This window comes from Lysinibacillus sp. RU7, from assembly GCF_057837305.1.
Genome location: NZ_JBYQFK010000033.1, coordinates 18,745 through 31,509 on the forward strand (window position 1 = coordinate 18,745; position 12,765 = coordinate 31,509).

Genomic DNA, 12,765 nt, shown 5'->3' on the forward strand with positions numbered 1-12,765 from the left:
GAAGCTCCTTTCTTATAAAAATAGAGAGCAGCGCATGCTCTCTATTTTGGATTAAAAGTTATATTGTTCTTTGTTGATGTATTCAACATCTTGGAAGAAGTCCACATCAAACCATTTTTTCGCAAGCTCTGAAAGTGTACCATCTTCTCTTAACTCATTTGTTGCTTCATTGATCGCTTGTTGAATATCTGTGTTATCTTTATTGTAAACAATATATACTGGCTCTTTTGATACAACGCCGCCTACCTTAATGTCTAAATTCATTTCTTCCTGAATCGCATTAAACGTGGACACATTTAAAAAGACAGCATCATATCTACCTTCTGCTAAACCTTTTAAGTTATCGGCATTCGACGGATTTTCAATCGTATCGATTTCGACCGCTTTATCTGGATTTTTCTCGTTATAATTGTTGAGAATGGTACGTAATCCACCACTTGGTGCCATTGGTGCTAGCTTTTTGCCTTGTAAATCTTCAAATGATTGAATATCTGTTGTATCCTCATGGACGATTAATGCCGTCATAGAATAACCATACTCCGGATCCCCATATAAAAATTTCTCTTCACGCTCTGGGTTTTTGAAAAACCAGTTAATCGCAAAATCGGATTTTTTCGTACTAACCCCTATTAAGTTACTTTCTTCTGCACCAAACTGATATTCAAATGTATATGTACCATCTAATTTTTCCTCGACCGCATTTAAATAATCAATATCATACCCGACTGGATTATTATCGCTATCTGTATATAAAAATGGTGGGTTTACTTCATCACTTAATGCCACTTTGATGACTTTTGCACCTGAGCTATTTGCTGTTGATGCCTCTTCGTCTGAGCTACATCCTACTAACATAGCTGCTGCGATGGATAAACTTGCCACGAACGTACCGAATTTTTTTAATTTCATTAATTTTCTCTCCCCTTTAAATAACATATTCTGGCTCTTTGCTTAATCGACGTAAAAACTGTTTTGTACGGTCCTTTTGAGGATTTAAAATCACCTCTTCTGGCGTACCTTCTTCAATAATGTGTCCACCGTCCATAAAGACAACATGGTTAGACACTTCGCGCGCAAAATCGATTTCATGCGTCACAACAATCATTGTAATGCCTTCTTTTGCAATTTCTTTCATCAGATTTAATACTTCTCCAACCATTTCAGGATCTAACGATGACGTTGGCTCATCAAATAAAATCACCTCTGGATTTAATGCAAGCGCTCTTGCTATACCGATCCGTTGCTGTTGACCACCTGATAAGCTCGATGGATACGCGTCTCGTTTGTGCAATAGCCCAATTTTGTCTAATAAGCGTTCTGCAATACTAATTGCTTCTGACTTGGAACGTTTTTGCGCCACAATTAAGCCTTCTACAATGTTTTCAATGGCCGTTTTATTTTGAAATAAATTGTAATTTTGAAACACCATCGCTGTATGCTGGCGGAGTTTTAAAATATCTTTTTTGGCTGGCTTTTTTACATTGATTTTCAGCGCATCACCAATTTCGATGATTCCTTCATCTGGTTTTTCCAAATAATTAATACAACGCAAAAATGTTGTTTTACCTGAACCTGAAGGACCAAGTATCGTTAATACTTCTCCTTTCTTTACTTGGAGGTCAATGCCTTTTAACACTTGGTGATTTTTGAAACTCTTTTTAATACCTGCGAGCTTAATCAAATTGCTCCCCCCTTCAATCGAAAATATTGATATTTCAGAAATATAAAATTAATCTAACACAACAATTCCTACTTGTAAAGTAGGTTTTTATGCATTTACCCCTAGATTTTTCTGAAGATTATTTGTATTATGAACTATAGAATTATTTTCCTATAAATTAACTATGAATTAACTATGAATTAAGAGGTGGATGGAATGGATAACTTACATGTCTTCATTAAAAATGAGGCACAGCAAGCGGTACTAACGCATTTACATGCGCTCCGTGAGACAATTACAACATTAGGAGAACAGGCAGATCGTGAAAATGGCTTTCCATATGACACGTTTGAAAAGTTATTAGATATTGGCTACAACAAACTCACACTCCCCAAACAATATGGTGGCGACGGCTTTGGGATTTATGACATGATTTTGTTCCAAGAAACACTAGCCAAATATGACGGACCTACTGCATTAGCGATCGGTTGGCAATTAGGCGTTGTCGGTGAAGTATACGCTAAAAAAATGTGGTCACCCGCACACTTAGCACAATTTGCTGAAGCCATTGTACATGAACGTGCCGTAACGAACCGCATTGTGAGTGAAGTCATTACCGGTAGTCCAACACGTGGTGGCCGTCCAGGTACAAATGCAACCCTCATCAATGGCAAATGGCACATTACAGGTCGTAAAACATTTACTACAATGTCTTATGCTTTAACACACTTTTTAACTTCTGCTTGGATTGAAGAAAAACAAGCAATCGGCTTCTTTTTAATTCCAAAAGATGTGGCAGGGCTGACAATTGAAGAAACATGGGATATGGTGGCGATGCGTGGGACAGCGAGTCATGATTTAATTTTAGAGGATGCTATTGTACCAGAAGATGCCTTAGTCGAAGTCAATGATGGACCAAGAAGCACTAACATCAACGGCTGGGCATTGCATATCCCTGCTGTCTATTTAGGTATCGCGCAAGCCGCACGTGATTACGCCGTGCAATTTGCTAGCACATATAAGCCCAACAGCTTAAATACGGTAATTGGCGAACTACCACATATTCAAGATAAATTAGGACAAATCGAATTAAAATTAAAGGCAGCGCGTTACTTTATTTATAGTGTCGCAGAAAAATTTGAGGATCCTAAAACACATGCATCGATTTCAGTAGAGCTCGGTGCCGCAAAACATATCGTTACGAATAGTGCGATCGAAATTGTAGATTTAGCGATGCGCATTGTCGGGGCGAAAAGCTTACAATCCAATAACCCGCTCAACCGTTATTACCGTGATGTACGCGCTGGTCTACATAACCCACCAATGGATGATATGACGATTACAAAACTCGCACAAGCAGCACTTGCTGAAGCAAAAACAGAGGAGGCATAACCGATGACAATTCAACTAAAAAATGATCAATTAAAATTAGGGCGTGATGATGCCCCAATTAAAGTAGAAGTATTTTCAAATTTATCGTGCCCAGGTAGTAAAATCTTTTATGATATGACAAAAGAAATTTTACCAGCACATATCGAGTCCGGTAAAATCCAATACATTTTAAAACTATATGATAAGCCACGTGAAGAGTTACTAAACGGTTTCTTAGTTCATCTATGCTTAGAATACGATAATCCAACACGTACATTCGAAATCATCGATGATCTATTTGCTACACAAGACGAGTGGATTCATTACAATAGTGCTGAACTTAAACAACTGCTTGTCACAAAATACGGCTTACACGAGGAAGAAATTGAAGCAAACACAGAACACAGCTTACAAGTCACATTAGAAGCTATTGAGCGCGATGTGAAGCTCGTGCCAACATTATTCATTAACGGGGAAAAACATTCATTTAAAGAGCGCCGTGTGTACTCGGAATATCCAGACTACATCGCTGCTGCTCTTGAGAAACTAAATGCTTAACTTCTAGCAATCGGACAATCAAACGAAACGAGTGTCGCTACACTACAGAAAACGCTGATTTCCACTGCACGCAAGACTTCAATCCAATTTTTCCGGACGGTGCGCGCCGGAAAAGTTGGATTTTAACTCGTGCTGGTCTTTCGTCTCCGCTCTCATCAACACATCTATTAAGTTAATTAATATTTTTCCCCATCATTACCATGCTGTTATAAGACTGAAACCCTCTCTTATGATAATAACCTTCTGTTCTATCTTCTCGTGAGGTAAATAATATAATTTCTCTAATTCCTCTTTTTATCAATCGGCTTTCGAATTCATGAAGTATTGTAGTACCTAATCCTTTATGTTGCAGATTATTTTTCACGCAAAACTCTACAATATGAAACAGTTTGCCATTATAAAATTGTTCTTCATTCCCCATAATCATTCCACATAAAGTTTCTTCTTCATAGGCTTTAAGTCCATAAAACTCTTGACCATTAATCATTTGCGATAACCTCTTTGACGCTGTGTCCATAGACCACTCATCGTTCCAAGGCGATGCATTAAATGTTTCTACATATAATGTAGCGAGTTCGTTTACATCGGATATATTTATTACTTCAAATCTCATAACAGTTCCCCCAATCATCGATAATTTACATAAAAAATCCATTAATTCTCGTAAAATGAAGTTTTAAAGAAGGGAAAATCGTGTTATTCTTAACCACGAGAGATTCCATCCTCCTCGTAATCGTTGGTATGTTAACTTACATTTTACATGAAATTTCCTTTTTAGTTAGTTTTATATGGTAAAAATCGGTTTATTAATAATAGAACTACAAATTTGAAGATGCTGATGAATGGTACGATCTATTATCAACAACCAAAATAAATAGAACATGACTCATCAAGTGTTACAACAACAATACATAGAAACTCAACTTATTCTTTTATCCAAACTAATAGGAATCATCCAATCTCCAAGATAAACACTTTTTATAATTGACTACAACGAGAACCATTGCCACTATCAAATAAAATACCATTGTAATTGTAAGCACCTGAAGTACATCTCCAGCTTGAATTGCTAAATAATAATTGAAAAATTGATGAATCATAATAGGAATGATTAGGTTATGATTCAAGTTATAAAATGCTGTTATGATGATCGATATAGCAACGATGGAGCACAAGAAGCAAATGATATATTGCACCAATTGTATTCCTGAGTAGCCCGACATAAGCCATAACGGTGCATGCCAAAAACCCCAAGCCACCCCAACAATAATGGCTGATTTTAACGGACTAAATTTCTGTTGTAATTCATTTAAAACAAATCCCCTCCAGCCTAATTCTTCTCCGAGTGGTCCGTATATCAGATTGTAACCAAATAAGATTAACAGCGTAGTCCACGAAGACGTTACTTGTTCATATACGGGGACCTTCCCCACTATACTTGTGATCATTACACTTCCTAAAAAAATAAACAATTGAATGAGAAAGACACACAATACTGTTGAAATTTTAATCCTTTCACTAAACTGGCTTTTTACAAAGCGCCATAGACTCCTTTGTGGATAAATTTTACGAAACATGATGCAGAAAATGATTGTAGATGTCCATGATGATAGCACTATTAATAGTGTTGCTACAGATTGGGATTTAAAAATGACCATGCATACCCCTATGACAACTAGAAAAACATAGAACAAACAATACGTCCATATAATGTATCTTTTAATCATTCCATTCAAATTAATCGCCTCCTATAAATTAAAAAACCAACGGAACAATTTTTGGAATTGTCCCATTGGTTTTAAAATATAAACTATGGTGTTACCCCCAGGTCAATAGCTTAGGGCGTACTTAATTTTTCTTCGATTGGAATAAAAATTTCTAAAAACACTCGCTCTTTATTTTCAAGATATGTAATAAGACGTGTATTTACAAAAGCAACCCCTTTTAGTTTATATCCCTGTTCCTTTCCCCATTTTAAAGTAGACTCAAAAACTTCATATTTAATGTCATTCGTTTCATTTTGATACCTACCATCTTCCACAATGGTATAAATGCAGTTAGCATATTGTAGATAACATCCCATCTTTTCCTTTTGCATCGCTGCACGCTTTTCAACAACCAACATCTTTGAATCTAGCCATCCATTTTCATCAACGGTAAATTTTCTCATGATTTTGCTAAGAATATCTTCCTTCTTCAAATCCATCTTTTCTAATACGGCAGGATACTCCAAAAAGGCATTAAAATCAGAAAACTCCCCTAGCACTTCATAAATAGGCAGTTGTCTTATGGAATATTGGTTTAAATGTTCTTTTAACTCCTCACAGAATACTTTTGTCTCTTTTATTTTTTGAAGCATATATTTTTGATTCCGTATGGTTGCCTCTAATTGGTCAGCTTTTGTTTCTAATATATTTTCTAGCTCATCTATTTCGCTACCTACCTGTAGTTTTCGAACTTCTTTCATCGATAAATTTCTCTTTTTATAAAAATCCGCCACCAACAATGCATAAATATCATAATCATCATATTGCCTATAATGATTTGTTTCATTCTGGTTCGGTTTGACTATTCCTTGTCCCTCATAATACCGTAGCGCATCTCTTGATACACCTAGAATTTCTACTAATTGACTTGTTCTATATGTATTACGCTCCATTTCAAATTAACCTCCGAATAAGATAGTATCTATAGAAACGCTTATGAAAACCATGTGATTTTTTACAAGCACCACTTACTTATAATACTGACTCTAAAGGATAGAGATGGCTCTATCTCAAAATTCAGTGAGGAATGTCTATTCATCGTCAATTTTCGGAAATAGAAATTGAATTACAAACCCCTTCCCATATTGAGATTCAACTTCGATTTCAATCTGCAATGCATCGCATAATTTCTTTACAAGATACAATCCTATCCCAGTAGACTGTTTTCTGTTAGGATTGTCTCCTGTAAATCCTTTATCAAAAATGAACGGAAGATCCGAATGAAGCACCCCGATACCATTATCAGATATATTAAAAAAATACCGGTTTTTTACGTGATCAAAACCAGTTTTTAACGAGATGAAGCTATCCATTTCTTCATTAGAGTATTTAATTGCATTAACAAAGATTTGCATGAAAATAAACTGGAGTGTCTTTTCATCTGACACGATCGGTATCTCTTCGATCTGAGCATGAACTTTTATTTCTTTTTCATCCAGTAATGACTGAAGCTCCAACAGTACATCTTCACAACAGAGACCCAGCGAGACTCTCTCTAATTTATAATCAACATGCGCTGCCTGTAATCTTGCATAAAATAGTATTTGTTCGACATGATCATTCATATTAATTCGTGCATGCTCAAATCGTTGATACACCAATTCTGACATTTCTTCTTTACGATTTTGTAAAACAAAGTTGAATAAAGAAATGGGTGTTTTTATCTCATGAACCCAACTTTCAATAAATTCTTCATAATCCCGTGACTGTAATTTCACCTCATCTAACTGGTCGTTGAGCATTCGCAATTTATTGGCTAAAACATTGACCTTTTCTTTATGTATTTCACCAATCGATTGTATCAATACACTTTCTTGCTCCGGCGAAGGCTCTCTTAGAAATTCATAAAATACTTTGTCTTGCTTCGTCTGACTTTTCTTAACAAATAACATCCCCAACACAATACTCGCTGCCGAAAAAATAATCATAATGCCAACTAAAAGCTTGAATGTTTCGGGATACGCTACCCATGCTAGAAAAATAAAAAAAGCAGTATTTATACAAAGTAGTAATATCCAAGGACGTGATAGCTTGAGCATAGTTAACCAATCCCTGAGCTTCATTGGTAGGAACCTCCTACTAATTGATAACCTACTCCTCTGACCGTTTTGATTCGATTTGACAAGCCAACCTCACCAAGCGTCTTACGTAATCTGGTCATATTCACTTGCAAAATATTTTCATCCACATATTCACTACTTCCCCATAACTGATTAAATAACACTTCCTTATTCACGACTGAAGGTGCATATTTCACTAAGAGCTTCATAATCATCCCTTCATTCTCCGATAATGCAATAGAATTGTTGCCAACATACAACACATTTGTCTTCTCATCTAGCTGAAAATCACCCGCATCTAAAAGAACATGCATATTTGCATATAGGTGCTGCAGCTTTTGAATTCTAGCAATTAGTCGTTTCGGATGACACGGCTTCGTTAAATAATCATCTGCACCTAATTCCAGTGCATGTAGCTCATCACGCAGTTGATTACGTGATGTCAGTACCAAGATGGGCCCTATCCCTCTAGCCTTTAATGCACGACAAATTTGGAATCCAGATAGGTTTGGTAAATTTAAATCTAATAGTACTAACGATGGAGAAGCTGAAATAATATCCTCCAATGGCGTATCAAAAGAGGCGATACTCTCTACAGAGTACCCCTCTTTTTCTAAAATACTTTGTAATTCTTCACGTAGGAAAACGTCGTCCTCAACAATGACGATCTTTGCCATGATTTCACTCCTACTCAATCTCTTTTAATTTCTTTATTTCTTCATCACTCTTTCGCTGAATCATCCATATATAACAAAATTCAAAAACGATAAGCCCAATAAGAATAATTGCTACCACAATACTATTTTCTATACTGAATGTCATTGACAGAAAGGCTGTTAGCAAGGACCAAATACCAAAAATACTGCTGACTAATGCTACCGAAATCACTAAACCAAAGTATAACCAAATTTGTTTCCTTGCTGATGAACAGAGTGATTCAATATTTGCTCCTAGCATCGCTACTGTATAATATCTATGTCTCGTACTTCGTTGTTGCATAAGAAAGTTTATGCCCAATACTGTGTTTGCTATAATAAGAAACATAATGCCTAGATAAAATGTCGTATAACTTCCGGCCACTGTATAAAATAACTTTCTTCCCATACTAGAAAGATAACTTTCATAGTCTAAACCGGATGTATTCATCAACTGATCTACTTCATACATCGCCTGCATTAAACCTTTCTCTTCAACGAATTCAGCATTTAAGGTCATATTCCATAACCAAGAATCTTGAGAACTACTAACTAAACTGTTATAGATAACATCCGGCACAATCAATGCATAGGAGAGCGTAATGGCTCTGTCTGCAACAACATTGCTTGTATATAGTGACGAGATTAATTCATATTGTTTTTCACCGATACTAATTACTGGATTAGACTGCAGTGCTCTTCTTAATATATCATGAGAGTGCGAATATTCTTCATCAGAATACATGGCCACTTCATTGTCTTCCAATATAATCGGAGCTTGGTTGATAGATGTTAGCATTGCATTATAACTCGAAAGTGAAATGAAATAAGGGCTTTCCTGATTAGATAAATTCCTTACTATACGCTCTTTTTCTTGCGAAATTTCCCCTTCTGATATAGCTTCTTTTAATCCAGACCAAGAAAAAGTACGTGTAGCTGTATTTTCAGACGTCTCTGAGTCAGTTGGCCAAAAATTCCCTATTTCCATCTCGTAATAGCTGTTTATGTAGGGCTTTAATTTAGGAGAGGTTAATGTAGCCACAATTTCTTCTTCTGACCCTTGAAACGTAAAGTCGACCGTTCTACTAGATGTAGCACTATTATTTAAAGCCGTCGAAGTGCCAAAAGCAAAACAAACCATCGCCATTAAAATTAGTAGTGATGATATAGCAAGAGAACTCCATTGATGCAAAACATTTTCTTGAAGTTGTCTAGCTGTAAATACAAATAATCCGGTAGAAGAACTGCTTTTACGTTTTACTGATGCACCAATTAAACTCCCCAACCCACGAAATAGAATGAAAGTTCCACAGATTCCTATAACCAGTATTAACGCAAATATCCTATAATCCAGGCTACGCAAATATAGTACTGCCAATCCATAAGCCACACATAAAAAAATTGTCCCAAATAGTAATGCCGCTCCCGTTAAAACACTAACAATACTCCACTTAGGTGAAAGTACTCGTTGCGATTTTTCCTTTTGGTCATTCAGCAACTCTATCGGTTCTTTCCTGCTCATTGTTAAGCTAAGAATAAAGACAGCCAATAATTGCACGACCATAAAACCAACTACCGTTAATCCGAGCCCAACCCAGGAGATGCGAAATTCATGACCAATAATCCCCATTCCAATCAGCCTTGAAGTGGCCAAGTTAATTAACTCTGTTAAAAATAACGAAATGGGCAAGCCCATGCATAGAGCCACAAAGCTATTCCACAATGTTTCACCCATAATCATGACGAACAGCTTACTTTGCTTCATACCCATCATTAAATACATGCCCAATTCATGACTACGCTGTTGTAGTTGGTATCTATTTGCAAAATAAACTAAGAAAAATACGAAGAACAGCGAAACGGCATAAAGTACCGGAATCATTAACAATAGCCTCTCTACTGCATTACTTTCAACGGTTTTAAGATATACGATGACATCTTGTTCACGAAGTGATAGGATGACATAAAAAGCTACAATCGAAATGACAAGTGAGGCAAAGTAAATCCCATTTTCTTTTCGAGTTTTACGACTATTCCTCCTGATAAAATCAAAGAACATTACTGCTTCCCCCTCCCAACTGCGCCAAAACCGTTAGGATACGCTCATAAAAAGAATTCTGGGTTTCTCCGGGTACTTTCTTTCGAAGCTCATGAAAAATCACTCCATCTTGGATAAATAATATTCTTGAGCAATAGCTTGCTGCATTGGCATCATGCGTAACCATTAGAATTGTGGACCCCTCTTCTTGATTGTTAGCATATAATTTATCCATCAAAATTTTTGCATTTTTTGTATCCAAAGCTCCCGTAGGCTCGTCCGCTAATACAATGCTAGGATTTGAAATCAACGCCCTTGCTGCAGCAACTCTCTGCTTCTGCCCACCTGACAGCTGAGACGGAAATTTATTTAATATAGGCTCAATATCAAATTGCTTCACTAATTTTTGAAGTTGTTTCTCTTGCTCTTTAACATTCACTCCATGTATAGACAACGGTAGAATAATATTTTCCCTAGCAGTTAAATTATCGATCAACTCAAATTGTTGGAATAAGTAACCTATCTTACTTCCTCTATATTGCGCTAGTTGCGACCCTTTAAACGAAGAAATATTCTTACCCTCCAATAAGATTTGTCCAGCTGTTGGCTTTAGCATCGTTGCAATAATATTCAGTAATGTTGTCTTGCCCGATCCGCTTGCTCCCATGATTCCAAGAAACTCTCCCGGAAGAACATCAAAGGTAATCCCCCGCAACGCAACAGTTTCACTTTGTCCCTCACCAAATGTCTTATGTACTTCCTTCACTTGAAGTAGTTTATCTGAAATATTCAACTCAATTCCTCCCATGTGTACTCTCTATAGTAATACCATACAACAAAAAATAGTAATTAACTCTTACAGTTGTTGTAAGGTTTGAAATGTAAGGAATGGAAAGCAACATTTATTTCAAGACAAAAAAGTACGAAGTCTAAAATAAATAGACTTCGTACTTATAATACGCCTCATCGTAACTTTTGGATGTCCGGCTTTTACAATGGTCAAAATTAAAGGTTATTTTCAACTCAAAATGTAGAACAACCCCATAAGTCAGGACTTCTACAATATCTTATGTTTATTTTTTCTTTGTAGATCCCTTTAATTGCTCCTCCATCTGAGCGATAGATTGTCTACGATGGGAATTTTTTCTCTCTAAATTTTCTAGTTCTTCAGGAGTCGCAAATTCCATACTAATTTCAGCTTCTTTAATATTTTCTTTCGTATTTTCAATCATTTTCCCTAGGCTTACCGCATTCTCGGACTTTTTATTAAATACTTCATGTCTATCATTTTCCATCCCTATTCCTCCTCATTCATTAGTAAATTGCTTCATTAGTTTGTATTCCTTTGTTTTATTTATACAGAAAACAAGGCATTTGAAACGAAGGAATTTCAAATGCCTTTGGTTGTTTTATGATTAGATTTTTCAGGAGAAAACTGCACTTACTTATAATACGATTCATTGCATTGTAACTAAATGAGGATTTAACATACTTATTTTTCAATACCTACTGCAACATCCTCTTACCAACATCTACTTAGCTTTATTTAATAGACCTTGCGGGAATTTACAGGTAGTTGATCTGCGATAAAGTAAACTATATGATATCTATAAGTAATCACTCATAAGACCGACGATACTTATACTACATCTAAAGCTATTTCCATCATCTTTGTAAATGAAGTTTGTCTCTCCTCTTGTGTTGTTTGTTCATGTGTAATCATATGGTCACTTACTGTTAAGATTGTTAATGCTTTCGCTCCAGCACTAGCAGCGTTTAAATATAAGCTTGTCGTTTCCATTTCTTCCGCTAATATTCCCATCTTAGCCCACTTTTCTGTTGCCGTTTCATCCGCATTATAGAAAACATCACTAGAAAGTACATTCCCTACATGCACCTTATAATTCTTTTCATCAGCTATTTTCTTAGCTTTTTCTAATAATTCATACGATGCTGTAATTGGAAATTGACCTGGAAGATTGAATTGATGTGCATAATTTGAATTTGTTGCTGCTCCCATCGCAAGAATAATATCGTATAACTTAATATCACGTTGCATAGCCCCACATGAACCAATACGAATTAAATTTTTAACGTCAAAAACATGAATGAGTTCCCATGAATATATCGCCATACTTGGTGACCCCATACCCGTACCCATAACAGAAACTTTCTTGCCTTTATATTCGCCTGTGTACCCGAGCATACCTCTAACTTCATTAAACAGAACAGGTTTTTCTAAAAAGTTTTCAGCTATAAACTTTGCGCGAAGTGGATCTCCTGGCAAAAGTATAGTTTCTGCTATTTCTACTCCATTTGGCTTTATATGTGGTGTTTCTTTTAATTCATTGTTTTTCATTTCATTCTCTCCTTAATATCTTTACGTTATTGTTAAGCTATGTCTTTGTAATCCATTTTTCACCATTAAAAGAAGCTTATCTTTAAATTTATGCACTACTGCTTTATTATAAACAAAAAATATTAAGCATAAACTATTCAAAATTTATACGCTCCGTGCTCTAATTCACAATTACTCAGAAGTTCTTGTGAAGAATTACTACCCAAAAGCACATATTACACTAAACATGCTAGCGGATTTTATCTTTCCATTTATTTA

At 35.9% G+C, this 12,765-nt stretch carries 13 protein-coding genes; 2 read left to right on the top strand and 11 right to left on the bottom strand.

Going from position 1 to position 12,765, the window contains the following annotated elements; translation table 11 throughout:
* Positions 1 to 51 precede the first annotated feature (51 nt).
* Positions 52 to 909, bottom strand: a complete 858-nt coding sequence (locus AC3II9_RS18915; protein WP_489157947.1) for a transporter substrate-binding domain-containing protein — start codon at positions 907 to 909, stop codon at positions 52 to 54.
* A 16-nt stretch (positions 910 to 925) separates the two neighbouring features.
* The gene (locus tag AC3II9_RS18920; RefSeq protein ID WP_489157949.1) at positions 926 to 1,681 is read right to left on the bottom strand and encodes an amino acid ABC transporter ATP-binding protein; all 756 of its coding nucleotides are present in this window, start codon (positions 1,679 to 1,681) and stop codon (positions 926 to 928) included.
* A 195-nt stretch (positions 1,682 to 1,876) separates the two neighbouring features.
* Here AC3II9_RS18920 and AC3II9_RS18925 point away from each other — a divergent pair, with 195 nt between their 5' ends.
* Both AC3II9_RS18925 and AC3II9_RS18930 read left to right on the top strand, forming a co-directional pair.
* Positions 1,877 to 3,052: an acyl-CoA dehydrogenase family protein gene (locus tag AC3II9_RS18925; protein WP_489157951.1), complete on the top strand. Its 1,176-nt coding sequence runs from the start codon at positions 1,877 to 1,879 to the stop codon at positions 3,050 to 3,052.
* A 3-nt stretch (positions 3,053 to 3,055) separates the two neighbouring features.
* A complete protein-coding gene (locus AC3II9_RS18930) occupies positions 3,056 to 3,589 on the top strand; it encodes a thioredoxin domain-containing protein (protein WP_489157953.1) in 534 nt (177 codons plus the stop codon).
* A 172-nt stretch (positions 3,590 to 3,761) separates the two neighbouring features.
* Here AC3II9_RS18930 and AC3II9_RS18935 read toward each other — a convergent pair whose 3' ends face one another.
* The 9 genes from AC3II9_RS18935 to deoD all read right to left on the bottom strand — a co-directional run bounded on the left by AC3II9_RS18935 (position 3,762) and on the right by deoD (position 12,507).
* A complete protein-coding gene (locus tag AC3II9_RS18935) occupies positions 3,762 to 4,202 on the bottom strand; it encodes a GNAT family N-acetyltransferase (protein ID WP_489157955.1) in 441 nt (146 codons plus the stop codon).
* A gap of 328 nt (positions 4,203 to 4,530) precedes the next feature.
* Positions 4,531 to 5,037, bottom strand: a complete 507-nt coding sequence (locus AC3II9_RS18940; RefSeq protein WP_489157957.1) for a CPBP family intramembrane glutamic endopeptidase — start codon at positions 5,035 to 5,037, stop codon at positions 4,531 to 4,533.
* Between the two features lie 389 nt (positions 5,038 to 5,426).
* Positions 5,427 to 6,248, bottom strand: a complete 822-nt coding sequence (locus tag AC3II9_RS18945; protein ID WP_489157958.1) for a MerR family transcriptional regulator — start codon at positions 6,246 to 6,248, stop codon at positions 5,427 to 5,429.
* A 138-nt stretch (positions 6,249 to 6,386) separates the two neighbouring features.
* The gene (locus AC3II9_RS18950) at positions 6,387 to 7,418 is read right to left on the bottom strand and encodes a sensor histidine kinase (RefSeq protein ID WP_489157960.1); all 1,032 of its coding nucleotides are present in this window, start codon (positions 7,416 to 7,418) and stop codon (positions 6,387 to 6,389) included.
* Positions 7,415 to 8,092: a response regulator transcription factor gene (locus AC3II9_RS18955; RefSeq protein ID WP_489157962.1), complete on the bottom strand. Its 678-nt coding sequence runs from the start codon at positions 8,090 to 8,092 to the stop codon at positions 7,415 to 7,417. Before AC3II9_RS18955 ends, AC3II9_RS18950 begins: the two co-directional genes overlap by 4 nt.
* A 10-nt stretch (positions 8,093 to 8,102) precedes the next feature.
* Positions 8,103 to 10,169, bottom strand: coding sequence for an FtsX-like permease family protein (locus AC3II9_RS18960; RefSeq protein ID WP_489157964.1), 2,067 nt, complete (start codon positions 10,167 to 10,169; stop codon positions 8,103 to 8,105).
* Complete coding sequence (locus tag AC3II9_RS18965) at positions 10,159 to 10,941, bottom strand: ABC transporter ATP-binding protein (RefSeq protein ID WP_489157965.1); 783 nt, start codon at positions 10,939 to 10,941, stop codon at positions 10,159 to 10,161. Before AC3II9_RS18965 ends, AC3II9_RS18960 begins: the two co-directional genes overlap by 11 nt.
* A gap of 280 nt (positions 10,942 to 11,221) precedes the next feature.
* Positions 11,222 to 11,443 (bottom strand): spore protein Tlp, encoded by a 222-nt coding sequence (locus AC3II9_RS18970; RefSeq protein WP_489157966.1) that lies wholly within the window; start codon positions 11,441 to 11,443, stop codon positions 11,222 to 11,224.
* Between the two features lie 344 nt (positions 11,444 to 11,787).
* Entirely contained in the window at positions 11,788 to 12,507 is a 720-nt protein-coding gene (gene deoD, locus AC3II9_RS18975; protein ID WP_489157968.1) for a purine-nucleoside phosphorylase, read from the bottom strand.
* Positions 12,508 to 12,765: the final 258 nt, after the last annotated feature.